This window comes from Roseateles sp. P2_H4 (assembly GCF_056403315.1).
Window position 1 is genome coordinate 192,770 of the sequence record NZ_JBFUFR010000006.1, and the last position, 14,634, is coordinate 207,403.

Here is a 14,634-nt window from a genome sequence, read left to right on the forward strand (position 1 = left end):
CCATTCCTTTTGAGCCCCCCATGAATCGCCTGCGTCTTTCCCTCTGCGCCTTCGGCACGGCCCTGCTGGCCGCCTGCGCAACGTCGCCCACTTCCGCGCCCGTCTCGACAGCGGTCGTGGCTCCCAATGCCAACCTGGTCGTGCAGGGCATCCCGGCGGTGCCCCAGAGCTTGGCCGACGCCATCGGCCGCTACAACGACTTCCGCGGCCACGCCTTCTCCGACTGGCATCCGACCCAGCGCGAGATGCTCGTCAGCCACCGCAAGGCCGGCGCCAACACCGCGCAGATCTTCCGCGTGACGTCGCCGCTGACCGATGGCGAGCAACTGACCGACGGCGTCGACCCGGTCGTGCGTGCCACCTACGAGCCGCGCACCGGCCAGTACATCGTCTTCGAGCGCGCCACCGGCGGCAACGAGGTCGCCCAGATCTACCGCCTGCCGCTGAACCAGGCGGGCGCCCAACCGGTGCTGCTGACCAGCCCCGACGAGCGCCACGCGATCAACGCCTGGCTGCGCAAGAGCGGCCAGCTGATCTACTCCTCCGTCCCCATCGACCGTACGGCCCAGGGCGGCACGCGCACCAAGATCACGACGACGCTGTGGCTGATGGACCCCGCCAAGCCCGAAGGCCGCCGCAAGCTGGCCGAGCTGGACGGCGGCGGTTGGGCCGCAAGCCGCCCCTCACCCGACGAGCGCCTGATCTCGCTGACGCGCTATCTGTCGGCCAATGAATCGCAGATCTGGATGCTGGACCTGGACAGCGGCGTGGCCAAGCAAGTCGCGCCGGCCACGGGCAGCCAGGAGGCCAAGGCCACCTACTCGCCTGCCGGCTGGGCGGCGGACGGCCGCTCGCTGTGGATCGCCAGCGACCGCGCCGGCGAGTTCCGCGAGCTGATGAAGCTGGATCTGGCCAACGGCCGCATCGACCGCGTCAGCGGCCACATCCCCTGGGACGTCAGCGGCGTCACGCTGACGGAGGACCGCAGCAAGCTGGCCGCCCAGTTCAATGTGGATGGCCGAGACGAACTGCATTTCTTCGACGCCGCCACGGCCAAGGAAGTGGCGGCTCCCGCTGCTCTGCCCACCGGCAATGTCGGCAGCGCCTCCTACCACCATGGCCGCGGCGAGTTGGCCTTTTCGATCAGCAATGCCCAGGGCCCCAGCCAGATCTATTCGCTCGGCACGGACGGCAAGGTCCAGCAGTGGACGCGCGCCGCCAGCAACCTCGACACCTCGGGCTTCAGCGAACAGAAGATCGTGCGCTGGAAGAGCTTTGACGGCACGGCGATCTCGGGCCTGCTCACCGCCCCGCCCAAGAAGTTCAGCGGCAAGCGCCCGGTGCTGATCTCCATCCACGGCGGTCCCGAGTCCCAGGCCAGCTTCGGCTTCCTGGGCCGCAACGCCTACTACGTGCAGGAGCTGGGCATGGCGCTGATTCAGCCCAATGTGCGCGGCTCCAGCGGCTACGGCAAGAGCTTCCTGGCGATGGACAACGGCTTCAAGCGCGAGGACTCGGTCAAGGACATCGGCGCCCTGCTCGACTGGATCGCGACCCAGCCCGACCTCGACGCCTCACGCGTGCTGGTCACCGGCGGCAGCTATGGCGGCTATATGACGCTGGCCGTGTCGACCAACTACGCCGACCGCATCGCCGGCTCCATCGACGTCGTCGGCATCTCGCACTTCGTGACCTTCCTGAACAACACCGAGAGCTACCGCCGCGACCTGCGCCGCGTCGAATACGGTGACGAGCGCGACCCGGCGATGAAGGCGCATCTGGAGAAGATCTCGCCACTGACCAATGCGGGCAAGATCAAGAAGCCCCTCTTCGTCATCCAGGGCAAGAACGACCCGCGCGTGCCCTACACCGAGGCCGAACAGATCGTCGCGACGGTGCGCCAGGGCGGCACGCCTGTCTGGTATCTGCGCGCCGACAACGAGGGCCATGGTTTCCAGAAGAAGGACAACCAGGACTTCCAGTTCTACGCCACGGTGCTGTTCATGCAGCAGACGGTGCTGAAGTAGGCCGGCCGTAAGCCACCGCTGCGGGCCAGCTACCCGGTGTGGGCAGCTGGCCTTGGTGGCGCCAGAGCCGCGCCGTGATCCAGCCACCGTGCCCCACGGCCAGAGCGCAAGGCGGCTGCCAGATCTCAGCGCGCGCCAGCAGCCTGCCCAGCGACTCGCCCGTGTCGAAGTCGAAGCCACTGAAGTCCGTCATCCAGCGATCGAACTCGGCGGGCGCGATGGCGGTCCAGGGCTTCCCGTCCCAGCCACCAAAGTCCATTTCGGCCAACGCGGCATCGACCCGCCAGCGAAAGCCCCAGCGCTTCAACCAGCGGCCCACATCTGCGGCGCGCGCCAGCGGCGACGTGACGACCTCGCGCGGGAGCCCGTGGCGGCGGGCATGGGCGCGAATGCGGTGGGCCAGGCGCTTGGCCTTGCGACGGTCCACGGCAAGGTCGGTGCGCCCGCCGATGCAACGCCCTTCGGCGCCGCGCGGCTTGGGGTGACGCCAGATCGTGAAAGCGGGCATCAGAAAGACGCCGTGAAGGCCAGCAGGACCGCGATCTCGGCGAGTTGTTCGGTGGCGCCCAGGCCGTCTCCGGTGTAACCACCAAGGCGGCGACGCAGCCACTCGCGCATCAGCAGCGCGACGACCGCGGCAGCGGCGACCGCGGCCAACAGGCGCGAAGGCGCAACACCCGCTGCTGCCAATGCCAGGCCCAGCAGCCCGCACCAGCCCAGCGCGATGCCGAAGTTGCGCGGTGCAACGGCCAAGGCCAGAGGCTTGGCCTTGGCATGCTCGGCATCACCGCCATACGGCAGGCTGACCATGACGCCCACGGCGGCCGCTCGCGCCAGGCCATGGCTGGCCAGCAGGGCTGCAACGGCGCCCATCAGCGGCCGCTGCGCCAGCACGGCCAGCAGCGCGGCGCGCAGCAGCAGCGACAAACCCAGCGCCAGCGCGCCATAGCTGCCGATGCGCGAGTCCTTCATGATGGTCAGCGCCTTGTCGCGGCTGACCACGCCACCCAGCGCGTCGAAGGTATCGGCCAGGCCGTCTTCGTGGAAGCCGCCGGTCAGCACGACCGTTGCCGTCAAGGCCAGCACCGCGGCGACCCAGGCCGGCCACAGTTGAGTCGCCCCCGCGAGTACCGTCGCGCCAACGGTGCCGACGAGCACACCCACCAGCGGAAAGTGGCGCACGCAGTCGTTCAGCCAGGCCGGCTCGAAGCGCTCCAGCCGCACCGGCAAGCGCGTCAGGAACTGCAGCGCGACGAGGAAGAGCCGCATGGCGATCAGTCCTTGTTGCTGACCCCGGCGCTCTCAAAACTGGCCATGTCAGCCAGCAGCGCGCAGGCAGCCGTCAGCAGCGGCCAGGCCAGGGCCGCGCCGCTGCCCTCGCCCAGGCGCAGGTCCAGGTCGAGCAGCGGGCGCACGCCCAGCTGCTGCAACCAGCGCGCATGCGGCCCCTCGGCCGAGCGGTGGGCGAACACGCAGGCGGCCAGCACGCCCGGACACAAGGCATCGGCCAGCGCGACGGCGGCCGTCGTGATGAAGCCGTCGACGAGGACGACGCGGCGTTGCGACGCGGCAGCGATGACGCTGCCGGCCATCGTCAGGATCTCGAAGCCGCCAAGCGCCTCTGCAAGCTGCAGCGGGGTCTGCGCGTCGGCGTTGACGGCCAGCGCCTCGCCCAGCACGCCCAGCTTGCGCGCCAGGCCCGCGTCGTCCAGCCCCGTGCCGCGGCCGACGCAGTCGGCCAGCGGCAGGCCGGTCAGGCGCTGCATCAAGAGGCTGGCCGATGAGGTGTTGCCTATGCCCATCTCGCCGAGCAAAAGCGCATTGCCGGGCAGGCGCTCGACCAGGGCCATGCCGTTGCGCAGCGCCAGCTCGGCTTGCGCTGCCGACATCGCCGGGCCGACGCTGGCGTCGGCCGTGCCGGCGGCGATGCGCAGGTCGACGGCGCCGTTGGCGAGCGGCGCATCGACGCCGCAATCGGCGATCGTCAGCGCCAGGCCCTGCTGGCGCGCGAGCACTGAAACGGCCGCGCCGCCGGCCAGCATGTTGGCGACCATCTGCGGCGTCACCTCGCGCGGGTAGGCCGACACGCCGCGGCACGAAAGGCCATGGTCGGCAGCGTAGACGACRAGTTGAGGTTGCGAAAGAGCGGGCTTGTCCACACCCTGGATCAAGGCAAGCTGCAGCGCCAGCGCCTCGACGCGGCCGAGCGCACCCAGGGGCTTGGTCTTATGGTCAATGGCGTGCTGCACGCGCACGGCTAGGCAGGGCTCGGCCAGTGCCGGCAGTTCAGGAAATTTCATGGGGTTCCGAGGTCGGCGTTCAGCCGACGAGGTTGGCCAGGGTCAGCAGCGCCAGCAGCAGCATCCACAGCACGACGGAACGCCAGACGAGGCCGACGACGCTTTGCAGATGGCCGAGCTGGGGCGGCGCGCCGGCCGTCGAACCGGCGGCGCCGGTGAATTCGGGCTCGGAACCGGCATCGAAGGTCTTGCTGCGGTCCGGCGTGACGCCAGGTGCCGCCGCGCCGCCGAGTTGCAGTCCAACGGCGCCAGCGGCTGACGCGAGGATGATGCCCTCGTTGGAATGCAGCCAGAGGCTGGCATCGCGCCGCCAGCCGTTCACGGCTTCCTCGAAGTTGCCGACGATGGCAAAGCCGGTCGCCGTCATGCGGGCCGGCACATGGTCGATGAGACCGAAAGCCTGGCGCGACAGCGCCAGCAGGCGCGGATTGGTCGGCGCGTCCAGCGTGCGGCTCTTGAAGGCCCAGTAGCGGCCGGCGAACTCGGCCATGCGATAGAGCACGGCGCCGGCTGGGCCGAGACCAATGGTCGAGCAGACGATGAACCAGAAGAACACGCCAAAGACGTGGCGGTGCGCGGCGAGCAGGGAATGCTCGATGACGTGGCGGATCAGCTCGGTGCGGGGCAACTCGCTGGCGTCCAGGTGGCGCCACTCGGCCAGCAACTGGCGTGCGGTCGCGTCGTCGCCACGCTCGAGGGCGTCGCGGATGTCGGTGTAGTAGTGGCTGAACTGCCGGAAGCCCAGCGTCAGGTAGAGGATGAGGACATCCAGCCCCAGGGCCAGCAGCACGCTGAAATGGCGCAGCGCCCAGTAGATCAGCGCAACGGCCAGGCCGGGCACCAGCACCGTGATGGCCCAGACGATGGCGGCATGGTGCTCGTCGCCGGCGTCGAAGTTGCGGCCCGTCCAGCGCACCCAGCCGATGACGGACTGGTGCACGCGGTTCCCATGCCTCAAGGGCTTGAGTTGCTCACACAACAGGGCCAGCAGCACCGCGAAGAAATTCATGGGCCGGGATGATAGTGGCGCGCTCAGCCGCCGCTGAGCAGACGGTAGAAGTTGCGCAACATTGCGGCGGTCGCCCCCCAGATGAAGTACTCACGTTCCTCGCCCTGCCAGGGCATGGAAAGGAAGCGCCTCTCAGCCCCCGCGAACTCGAAACGGTGGTGACGGTGATGGGCGGGGTTCATCAGGAAGGCCAGCGGCACCTCGAAGGCTTCAGCCACCTCGAAGTCATCGAGCGTGAGCGTGAAACCGGGCTCGACGAGGCCGACCACGGGCGTCACCTGGAAGGCCGTCACCGTCGAATAGACGGGCAACTGGCCGATGATCTCGATGTGCTGGCGGGACAGCCCGATCTCTTCCTCGGTCTCGCGCAGCGCCGTCGCGACCGGGCCATCGTCCTCGGGCTCGACGCGGCCGCCGGGGAAGCTGATCTGGCCGGCGTGATCGCGCAGGTGGTCGGTGCGGCGCGTCAGCAGCAGGTTCAGGCCGGCCTCGCGCTGCACCAGGGGCACCAGCACCGCGGCGCCGGCGGGTTCGCGATTGGCAAACAGACCACCATCGCCGGAGAACTCGGGCGTCCAGGCCGCCACGTCCGCCAGGCGGGCCCGGATGGCTGAGGCCGTCAGCGCCAGGTCGGGCACCGCCGGGAGATGGTCGTCAATGCTCGTGACGGGGACGAGCTGAGGCTGGGTGATGGCGGGGCGGGTCATGCTGAAAAAACAAAAGCCGCCTAGAGCGTAGCTCCCGGCGGCTTTGGCGGTGAGGAACCGGCTGATTAAGCCAGCTTTTCCTTGATACGCGCCGACTTGCCCGAACGCTGACGGAGGTAGTACAGCTTGGCGCGGCGGACATCGCCGCGGCGCTTGACTTCGATCGTCGCGATCAGCGGGCTGTACAGCTGGAACGTACGCTCGACGCCTTCGCCGCTGGAGATCTTGCGGACGATGAAGCTGCTGTTCAGGCCGCGGTTGCGCTTGGCAATCACGACGCCTTCGTAGGCCTGCACGCGCTTGCGGGTGCCTTCAACGACGTTGACGCTGACGATCACGGTGTCGCCGGGGGCGAAGGCCGGGATGGTCTTGTTCAGGCGAGCAATTTCTTCTTGCTCAAGGGTTTGGATCAGGTTCATCTGTACTCCTGGGATCTTGGCGGTGTCGCTATTTATCGGGATGTTTGCAGCTGGAACGCTTTTGAACGTTCAAGCCACTCGACCCGCCAGAGGATCGGACAGCCCGCAAGTATAGCGCGAGGATACGGGTTTTGCCTAGAGCTTGGCCAGGAAGGCCTCATCGGCCTTGCTGAGGCGGCCGGCGGCACGCGCGGCGGCGATCAGGTCGGGCCGACGTGCCGCGGTCAGCGCCAGAGAGCGCTCACGGCGCCAGCGCCGGATGTCGGCATGGTGGCCGGACAGCAGCACCGGCGGCACCTCGCGGCCATCGGCCAGCACTTCGGGCCGGCTGTAGTGCGGGCAGTCCAGCAGGCCGTCGGAGAAGCTGTCCTGCTCGTGGGACTTGGCGTCGCCGAGCACGCCTTCCTGCAATCGCGCGACGGCGTCCAGCAGAGCGATGGCCGGCAGCTCGCCACCAGACAGCACGAAGTCACCGAGGCTGAGTTCCAGCGTCACATGGCGATCCAGCACGCGCTGATCGATCCCCTCGTAGCGACCGCACAGCAGGATCGCACCCGAACCAGCGGCCAGTTCCTGCACGCCGGCCTGGGCGATGCGGGTGCCGGTCGGCGTGAAATGGATGACGGCCGGCGCCGCCTCGCCGCGGTCCGCCTTGACCGCCGCCAGGGCCTTTTCCAGCGGCTCGGCCAGCATGACCATGCCCGGACCGCCGCCATAGGTGCGATCGTCGACGCGGCGGTAGTTGTCGTCGGTGAAATCGCGCAGCGGCCACAGGCGTACATCGACCTGGCGGCTTTCGAAGGCGCGCCGCGTGACGCCATGTGTCAGATGCGGCGCGAACAGCTCCGGGAAGATCGTCAGGACGTCGAAGCGCATGGCAAGAAGGTGTGGATGGGTCAGGCGTGCTCGAGCAGACCGCTCAGAGGTTGTCCATCTAGGCGCAAAGCACAGCCGTAGCTTGCGCTACGGCGAGCATTTGCAACGACGAGGGGCGGCCTCTGTGCGGGATGAGCGGGCATGCCGGACTCATTCGCACCTTCTTCTAGAAGTCGAGGCCCCAGTCGACCGTGATCCGCTTCGCTTCGAGGTTCACGTCGTCGATGAAYTTGCCGACGAAGGGAATCAGTCGCTCCTGGTCGGGCTTGGCGGGCTCCTCCACCCCCGGCGGCAGGATGCGCAACACGGCGTGCGGGCCGGTGTCGATGAGACCGATGACGCGGCCCAAGGCTTGGGACTCGCGGTTGACGACGTCCAGGCCGATCAGGTCCACCCAGTAGTACTCGCCGTCGGGCGTGCGCGGGAATTCGCTGCGGGGGATGTGGATCTCGTGGCCGCGCAGCGCCTCTGCGGCATTGCGGTCATCCACACCTTCGGCCGTGGCGACAATGCCTTCGCCCTGCTCCCGCACCGATTTCACGGCCAGAATCAGTTGGGCGGCCTTCGGACCGGTCGACTTCAGGTACCAGCGCTTGGCGCTGAACAGCGCACCGGCGTCCGCCGAATAAGCCTGCACCTTGAGGCCACCCTTGATGCCCCAGGCATCGAGGATCTTGCCCACCGGCAGAAGATCTTCGGGCCAGGAAGCAAAAGACGGCGCCGAAGCGCCGTCTTGCTGAGGCTTGTTGCCTGCCACGCGTTTAGGCGGCGACAGCAGCCGTCTTGGCGTCACCGACCAGGCGAGCCACCGTGGGCGACAGCTGGGCGCCGACACCGATCCAGTAGCTCACGCGGTCTTGCTCGACGCGCAGCTTCTCGGCGGAGCCGGAAGCGACGGGGTTGTAGAAGCCGACGCGCTCGATGAAGCGGCCGTCACGACGTTGGCGGCTGTTGGCGACGACGATGTTGTAGAAGGGGCGCTTCTTGGAGCCGCCGCGGGCCAGACGAATCACAACCATGATGTTTCCTAAAAATTGGGTGACCACCGCACGAGGAGACACTCAAGTAGCGACAAGTCGAATGGCAGGAACCCCTGCCGGGGGAGGCTCTGTAGATACGCCGCAGCCATCTGCGACCAGTGCCGAAAACCGAGCATTATAAACTCGATCAGAACCTTCTTGAGCAGTCTCCAAAACCGACAAATGTCACAGCCCGCCTCCCCCGCCCTGCCCCTGACCATCCGCCCCAGCACCGACGCCGATCTGCCAGCCATCCAGGCCATCTATGCGCGGGCCGTTCTGGAAGGCACCGGCACCTTCGAAACCGAGGTGCCCGGCGTCGACGAGATGGGCCGCCGCCGCGCCGAGGTGCTGAGCCGCAATCTGCCCTGGCTGGTGGCCGAGCGTGGCGGTGAAGTGCTGGGCTACGCCTACGCCAACTACTTCCGCCCTCGTCTGGCCTATCGCTTCTGCGTCGAGGATTCCATCTACCTGTCTCCTGCCGCCCAGGGCCAGGGCGTCGGCCGCCTGCTGCTGGCCGAGTTGATGGCCCGCTGCGAGGCGGCCGGCGCGCGCCAGATGCTCGCCGTCATCGGCGACGCGGCCAATGCGGGCTCGGTCGGCGTGCACAAGGCGCTGGGCTTCGAGCACACCGGCGTACTCAAGAGCGCAGGCTGGAAGTTCGGCCGCTGGCTGGACGTCGTGCTGATGCAACGCACCCTGGGGCTGGGCGACAGCGCAGCCGCCGAATGATCAGCGCGACCAAGCACAAGGCGGTCGCGACCTGGCTGGCCTTGCTCGTCGGTGTCTTCGGGCTGCACCGCTTCTATCTGCACGGCCTCAAGGACCGCTGGGCCTGGCTCTTCCCGCTGCCGACCCTGCTGGGCCTGGCGGGCGTGCAGCGCATGGACCATCTCGGCCAGGACGACCGACTGGCCTGGGTGCTGATTCCCTTGCTCGGCCTCAGCCTCGTTGCCGCCCTGCTCGGCGGCATCGTCTACGGCCTGATGCCGGATGAACGCTGGAACGAGCGCTTCAACGCCGGCCGAGCCGCCAGCACGGGGGGCTGGGCGGCCGTCATCGGCGTCGTGTTCTGTCTGCTGTTCGGTGGCACGGCGCTGATGGCGACCATCGCCTTCAGCGCCCAGCGCTATTTCGAGTCGCAGTCCGGTCAGTAGAGGATGAAACTGATCCAGTAGCAGACGCCGGCCATCAGCGCCGCGGCCGGGATCGTGAAGATCCATGCCCAGACGATGCTGCCGGCCACGCCCCAGCGCACCGCCGAGGGGCGCTGCACCGAGCCCACGCCGACGATGGCGCCGGTGATGGTGTGGGTGGTAGACACCGGGATGCCCAGGGCCGTGGCCAGGAAGAGCGTGATCGCCCCGCCGGTTTCGGCGCAGAAGCCGCCCACCGGCTTGAGCTTGGTGATGCGCTGACCCATGGTCTGGACGATGCGCCAACCGCCGAACATCGTGCCCAGGCCGATGGCGATATAGCAGGCCACGATGACCCAATTGGGCGGCGCCTTGTCGCCGACGCTGACCATGCCGGCGGCGATCAGCAGCATCCAGATCAGGCCGATGGTCTTCTGCGCGTCATTCCCGCCGTGGCCGAGGCTGTACAGCCCGGCCGAGACGAGCTGCAACCGCCGGAACCACCGATCGATGCGTATGGGTGACTTGTGCCGACACACCCAGGCCACGATGACCATCATCAGCGAGCCGAGCAGATAGCCCAGCAGCGGCGACACGATGATGAAGGCCACCGTCTTCCAGATGCCGCCCGCCACCAGCGCCGACGGGCCGGCCTTGGCGACGACGGCACCGGCGATGCCACCGATCAGCGCATGCGAGGAGCTCGACGGGATGCCCCACCACCAGGTGATGAAGTTCCAGGCGATGGCGCCGATCAGCGCACCGAAGACGACGTGATGGTCCACCACGCCCGGCTCGACGATGCCCTTGCCCACGGTGGCCGCGACCTTGAGCTGGAAGATGGCGATGGCGACGACGTTGAAGAAGGCGGCGAACAGCACGGCCTGCTGGGGTTTCAGCACGCCGGTGGAGACGACGGTGGCGATGGAATTGGCCGCGTCGTGGAAGCCGTTCATGAAGTCGAACAGCAGGGCCAGCACGACCAGCAGGGCCACCACCCAGAAGGCGATCTCAGCGGATGCCATGGGGGCCGGTCAGGAGTTTTCGAGGACGATGCCCTCGATCAGATTGGCCACGTCTTCGCAGCGGTCGGAGATGGATTCCAGCTGCTCGTAGATCGCCTTGAGCTTGATCAGCTCACGCACGTCTTCCTGCTCGCGGAACAGGCGCGACATCGCCGCGCGCATGACGCGGTCGGCGTCGGATTCCAGGCGATCGATCTCCTCGCAGGTCTTGAGCGCCGCCTCGGTCGTGGCTGGCTTGCTGAGGTGGGGCAGCAGCGTCACCGCATGCTGCACGCGCTCGCAGCAGCGCACGGACAGCGTGCACAGCTGCAGCACCTGCTCGGGCACGGCGCGCACGTCGTAGAGCGACAGCGTCTCGGAGGAGTCCTGCAGCAGGTCGACGATGTCATCCATCGCGTTGATCAGGCCGTGGATCTGCTCACGGTCGATGGGCGTGATGAAGGTGCGGTGCAGCAGCCGGTTCACTTCGGCCGTGACGCGGTCGGCGGCATGTTCGGCCTTGTCGACCTCGTCCGCATACTGCTGGCGCAGCACCGGGTCGGCATAGTTCTCGATCATTTTCTGGAAGGCGCGCGCGCCTTCCAGGATGAAGCCGCCATGCTCATTGAACAACTCAAAAAAATTGCCCTCACGGGGCAGCAGCTTGCCAAACAGCATGGGCGTCCTTGGGTCTCTCGAAGGGGCGGAGTTTACCGGGCCGTGTCACCCAACCGTCATCAAGACGACCTGAAGATGAAGTAGACGGCCCCCATCAGGCATAACCCTGCCCAGAGGAAATCCAGCTTCAGCGGCTCACCCATGTAGTAGAGGCTGAAGGGCACGAAGACGGCCAGGGTGATGACTTCCTGGGTGATCTTCAGCTGGGCCAGACTGAAGCCGGCGCCATGGCCGATGCGGTTGGCGGGCACTTGCAGCAGGTACTCGAACAGCGCGATGCCCCAGCTGATGAGGGCGGCGATCCACCAGGCCTTGGTCGACAAGCCCTTGAGGTGGCCGTACCAGGCAAAGGTCATGAAGACGTTGGACAGCAGCAGCAGGCCAACGGTCTGCCAGCCGGCGAGGGTCGGAAACATCGTCGTATCTCCAGGTCAGAGGGACAGCGGCCCGAGTCGCTCGATGCGCTGGGCCTGCCAGCCCTCGCCTGCCGCCAGGTGGATCAGCCCCGGCGCGATCTCCAGCAGCGGACGCAGCACGAAGGCGCGCTCGCCCAGGCGGGGGTGGGGCAGCGTCAGGCGGGGCGTATTCAGCGTCAGTTCGTCGTAGAGCAGCAGGTCGAGATCCAGCGTGCGCGGCGCATTGCGATAGGAGCGCTCGCGGCCATGGGCCAGCTCGATGGCCTGCAGGGCGTCCAGTAGTTCAATGGGTAGAAGCGTCGTGTCGAGCGCAGCGACGGCGTTCAGGAAGTCAGGCCCGCCCGCATCCACCGGCGCGCTGCGCCAGGTGCTTGACAGCGCAACGACCTGCGTACCGGGCAGCGCCGCGAGACGCAACGCTGCCTGGGTCAAGCTGGCAGAAAGATTGGCGCCGAGGTTGGCGCCCAGTCCGATGTAGGCGCGCGAACTCACTCGGCGGCAGGCGCGGGCGCTGCGGCGCCCTCGCCGCCTCCGCCCGGCTTGCGGCGGCGTCGGCGGYGCTTCTTGGCCGGCGCATCGTCTGCTGCAGGCTCGGCCTCTTCACCGGCGGGCGCCTCGGGGCGCGGCGCACGCACGACGCGGGGCTGCTTCTGCTGCGTCGCCCGGGCGTCGGCCAGCAGGGCCTGGCGGTCGTCGTCGCTGCCCAGCGCGAAGTCTTCCCACCAGTCGGCCAGCGACGGGTCGATCTCACCGACGTCGGCGCGCAGGCGCAGGAAGTCGAAGCCGGCGCGGTAGCGCGGCTGCTCGATGAGGCTGAACACGCCCGAGCCGCTGCGGCGCTCGAAGCGGGTCTGCATCATCCAGATCTCGCGCATGTCGGCGGCCAGCTTGCCGCGGCCCGAGATGTCGCCGATGCGGGCATCGAAAACGGCATCGATGGCCTGGGCCAGCGCCGGCACGGCCGGCTCGCCGCCATTGCGGATCTTGGTCCAGCGGTCCAGCACCTCGTACCAGAGCATGCAGGCGAGCATGAAGCTGGGGCTGACGCCACGGCCTTCCTGCACGCGGCGGTCGGTGTCTTCAAAAGCCTGGCGCACGAAATTGCCGCGCACGCCCTCATGCAGGTCGCCGGCCCCGGTCAGCATGGCGTCCAGCACGGCGAACACGCCGCGGCCCAGGCCCAGCTTCTTCAGCTGCGCAATGCTGGCCAGGGAATGGCCGGTCTGCAGCAGCTTGATCATCTCGTCGAACAGGCGCGAGGCCGGCACATTGGCCAGCAGCGCCGACGAGGCCTTCACCGGCGCCAGCGTCTTGGGCTCGAGCGTGAAGCCCAGCTTGGCCGCGAAGCGCACGGCGCGGATGATGCGGACCGGATCTTCGCGGTAGCGGGTCTCGGGGTCGCCGATCATGCGCAGCAGCTTGGCCTTGGCGTCCGCCAGGCCGCCGTGATAGTCCACCACCAGCTGGCGCTGCGGGTCGTAGTACATCGCGTTGACGGTGTAGTCGCGGCGGGCGGCATCCTCGATCTGCGGGCCCCAGACGTTGTCGCGCAGCACCCGGCCTTCGGCATCCACGGCATGCGACTTGCCCTCGAGCGCGCTCTTGGAGGTCTTCTCGTTGCCGGCGATGGCTTCGGATTCGGTCGGCAGCGCGCGGAAGGTCGAGACCTCGATGACCTCGTGCTCACGGCCGCGGCCATAGACGACATGGACGATGCGAAAGCGCCGGCCGATGATGAAGGCGCGGCGGAACAGACCCTTGACCTGCTCGGGCGTCGCGTTCGTCGCGACGTCGAAGTCCTTGGGCCGCATGTTCAGCAGCAGGTCGCGCACGGCGCCGCCGACGATATAGGCCTCGAAGCCGGCGTCGGTCAGCGTCTTGACGACCTTGACGGCGCGCTCGTCGAGCAGCTCGGGGTTGATGCCGTGCACTTCGGCCGGCACCTCGACCCGCTTGCCCAGCGGGCTGGTTTTCTTGGGGGCTGCGGCAGGCTTGCCGAGCAGCTTGTCGATGAACTTTTTGATCATGCGAAGAGGTGCAACTGGGGCCAGCCTCGCTCGGCGGCAATCGTGGCGAGCGAGGGGCTGGGATTGGTCGCCACGGGGTGGCTGACGCGTTCGAGCAGCGGGAGATCGTTGGTCGAGTCGCTGTAGAAGCTTACGCGCTCGAAATCGGGCCATTGTGCCCCCAGCCCCCGCAACCAGCTCTCAACACGCGCGATCTTGCCCTCCCGGAAGCTCGGGATGCCGCGGATGGCGCCGGTGTAGCGCTGCTCGGCGTCGCGCTCGAGCTGCACGGCGATGAGGTGCTCGATGCCGAAGGCTTCGGCGATCGGCGCGGTGACGAATTCGTTCGTCGCCGTGACCAGCGCGATCAGGTCGCCGGCGGCACGGTGCTTCTCGACAAGCGCCCTGGCTTCCACGCGTATGGCCGGCTTCATGATCTCGGCCATGAAGCGCTCCCGCATGGCCAGCGCCTCCTCCAGCGGCCGGCTGCGAAAGGCCGAGGTCGCGAAATTGACATAGGCGGGCAGGTCCAGCGTGCCGGCGTTGTACTGGGCGAAGAACTCGTCGTTCTTCGCACCCCAGACCTCACCATCCACCCAGCCCACGTCGACCATGAAGGTGCYGAAGGAGTGATCCGAGTCCACCGGGATCAAGGTCCCGTCCAGGTCAAACAGCGTCAGATTCATAAATCAGGGTCAGAGTCGGTTTTATCTTCGATCGCCTCGTCGGCCAGCATGGTCTTCAACAGCGGCAGCGTCAGCGCGCGTTTGCTGGCCATGGCGAATTCGTCCAGGCGCTCGAGCAAGGCCATCAGGCCCTTGAGATTGCGCTCGAAGCGGGTCAGCAGATAGCTCAGCACCTCGTCGCCGAGCAGCAGGCCGCGGCGGTCGGCTTCGCGGCGCAACACGGCGCGCATCTCGGCCTCGCGCAGGGGCTCGAGGGCGAAGCTCGGCCCCCAGCCCAGCCGCGTGCGCAGGTCTTCGCGCACGGCCAGATCGACGGCGGGCGCATCGGCCGTGGCGACCACCGTGTAGCCC

The 14,634-nt window shown here is 67.7% G+C and carries 19 protein-coding genes; 3 read left to right on the forward strand and 16 right to left on the reverse strand.

Translation table 11 applies throughout. The features are described from left to right. Positions 1-20: 20 nt before the first annotated feature. Positions 21-2,027, forward strand: a complete 2,007-nt coding sequence (locus AC1DW3_RS06970) for a S9 family peptidase (RefSeq protein ID WP_477929908.1) — start codon at positions 21-23, stop codon at positions 2,025-2,027. Here the strand turns inward: AC1DW3_RS06970 and AC1DW3_RS06975 are convergent. The 9 genes from AC1DW3_RS06975 to rpsP all read right to left on the reverse strand — a co-directional run bounded on the left by AC1DW3_RS06975 (position 2,002) and on the right by rpsP (position 8,357). Next, positions 2,002-2,535, reverse strand: a complete 534-nt coding sequence (locus AC1DW3_RS06975) for a histidine phosphatase family protein (protein WP_477929909.1) — start codon at positions 2,533-2,535, stop codon at positions 2,002-2,004. The genes AC1DW3_RS06970 and AC1DW3_RS06975 overlap by 26 nt on opposite strands. Further along, the gene (cobS, locus tag AC1DW3_RS06980; protein WP_477929911.1) at positions 2,535-3,296 is read right to left on the reverse strand and encodes an adenosylcobinamide-GDP ribazoletransferase; all 762 of its coding nucleotides are present in this window, start codon (positions 3,294-3,296) and stop codon (positions 2,535-2,537) included. Before cobS ends, AC1DW3_RS06975 begins: the two co-directional genes overlap by 1 nt. 5 nt (positions 3,297-3,301) lie before the next feature. Beyond that, on the reverse strand, positions 3,302-4,327 hold the full coding sequence (gene cobT, locus AC1DW3_RS06985; protein WP_477929912.1) for a nicotinate-nucleotide--dimethylbenzimidazole phosphoribosyltransferase: 1,026 nt from the start codon (positions 4,325-4,327) through the stop codon (positions 3,302-3,304). Between the two features lie 19 nt (positions 4,328-4,346). Continuing rightward, entirely contained in the window at positions 4,347-5,336 is a 990-nt protein-coding gene (locus AC1DW3_RS06990; protein ID WP_477929914.1) for a CobD/CbiB family protein, read from the reverse strand. A 23-nt stretch (positions 5,337-5,359) separates the two neighbouring features. Then, complete coding sequence (locus tag AC1DW3_RS06995) at positions 5,360-6,043, reverse strand: CoA pyrophosphatase (RefSeq protein WP_477929916.1); 684 nt, start codon at positions 6,041-6,043, stop codon at positions 5,360-5,362. A 65-nt stretch (positions 6,044-6,108) separates the two neighbouring features. Next, positions 6,109-6,462, reverse strand: coding sequence for a 50S ribosomal protein L19 (gene rplS / locus AC1DW3_RS07000; RefSeq protein ID WP_394480002.1), 354 nt, complete (start codon positions 6,460-6,462; stop codon positions 6,109-6,111). Positions 6,463-6,597: 135 nt separating this feature from the next. Beyond that, a complete protein-coding gene (gene trmD, locus AC1DW3_RS07005) occupies positions 6,598-7,338 on the reverse strand; it encodes a tRNA (guanosine(37)-N1)-methyltransferase TrmD (protein ID WP_477929918.1) in 741 nt (246 codons plus the stop codon). A 166-nt stretch (positions 7,339-7,504) separates the two neighbouring features. Continuing rightward, on the reverse strand, positions 7,505-8,020 hold the full coding sequence (gene rimM / locus AC1DW3_RS07010) for a ribosome maturation factor RimM (protein ID WP_477929920.1): 516 nt from the start codon (positions 8,018-8,020) through the stop codon (positions 7,505-7,507). A 79-nt stretch (positions 8,021-8,099) separates the two neighbouring features. Further along, entirely contained in the window at positions 8,100-8,357 is a 258-nt protein-coding gene (rpsP, locus tag AC1DW3_RS07015) for a 30S ribosomal protein S16 (protein ID WP_056201913.1), read from the reverse strand. Between the two features lie 183 nt (positions 8,358-8,540). On the opposite strand from rpsP, the gene AC1DW3_RS07020 reads away from it, so the two are divergent. Then, positions 8,541-9,089, forward strand: coding sequence for an N-acetyltransferase family protein (locus AC1DW3_RS07020; protein ID WP_477929922.1), 549 nt, complete (start codon positions 8,541-8,543; stop codon positions 9,087-9,089). Continuing rightward, the gene (locus AC1DW3_RS07025; protein WP_477929924.1) at positions 9,086-9,514 is read left to right on the forward strand and encodes a TM2 domain-containing protein; all 429 of its coding nucleotides are present in this window, start codon (positions 9,086-9,088) and stop codon (positions 9,512-9,514) included. The genes AC1DW3_RS07020 and AC1DW3_RS07025 overlap by 4 nt, the downstream gene beginning before the upstream one ends. Here the strand turns inward: AC1DW3_RS07025 and AC1DW3_RS07030 are convergent. The 7 genes from AC1DW3_RS07030 to AC1DW3_RS07060 all read right to left on the reverse strand — a co-directional run. Further along, positions 9,508-10,518 carry an inorganic phosphate transporter gene (locus tag AC1DW3_RS07030; protein WP_477929926.1) on the reverse strand — a complete coding sequence of 337 codons (1,011 nt, stop codon included), beginning with the start codon at positions 10,516-10,518 and terminating at the stop codon, positions 9,508-9,510. The genes AC1DW3_RS07025 and AC1DW3_RS07030 overlap by 7 nt on opposite strands. Before the next feature lie 9 nt (positions 10,519-10,527). Beyond that, positions 10,528-11,175: a DUF47 domain-containing protein gene (locus tag AC1DW3_RS07035; protein ID WP_477929928.1), complete on the reverse strand. Its 648-nt coding sequence runs from the start codon at positions 11,173-11,175 to the stop codon at positions 10,528-10,530. A 59-nt stretch (positions 11,176-11,234) separates the two neighbouring features. Further along, positions 11,235-11,591, reverse strand: a complete 357-nt coding sequence (locus AC1DW3_RS07040; protein ID WP_477929932.1) for a DMT family protein — start codon at positions 11,589-11,591, stop codon at positions 11,235-11,237. A gap of 15 nt (positions 11,592-11,606) precedes the next feature. Beyond that, positions 11,607-12,083: a 2-amino-4-hydroxy-6-hydroxymethyldihydropteridine diphosphokinase gene (folK, locus tag AC1DW3_RS07045; protein WP_477929934.1), complete on the reverse strand. Its 477-nt coding sequence runs from the start codon at positions 12,081-12,083 to the stop codon at positions 11,607-11,609. Then, the gene (gene pcnB / locus AC1DW3_RS07050; RefSeq protein ID WP_477929936.1) at positions 12,080-13,618 is read right to left on the reverse strand and encodes a polynucleotide adenylyltransferase PcnB; all 1,539 of its coding nucleotides are present in this window, start codon (positions 13,616-13,618) and stop codon (positions 12,080-12,082) included. The genes folK and pcnB overlap by 4 nt, the downstream gene beginning before the upstream one ends. Next, entirely contained in the window at positions 13,615-14,283 is a 669-nt protein-coding gene (locus AC1DW3_RS07055) for a histidinol-phosphatase (protein ID WP_477929938.1), read from the reverse strand. Before AC1DW3_RS07055 ends, pcnB begins: the two co-directional genes overlap by 4 nt. Further along, on the reverse strand, positions 14,280-14,634 hold a 355-nt coding region (locus AC1DW3_RS07060; protein ID WP_477929940.1), incomplete at its 5' end, for an HdaA/DnaA family protein. The genes AC1DW3_RS07055 and AC1DW3_RS07060, both read right to left, overlap by 4 nt.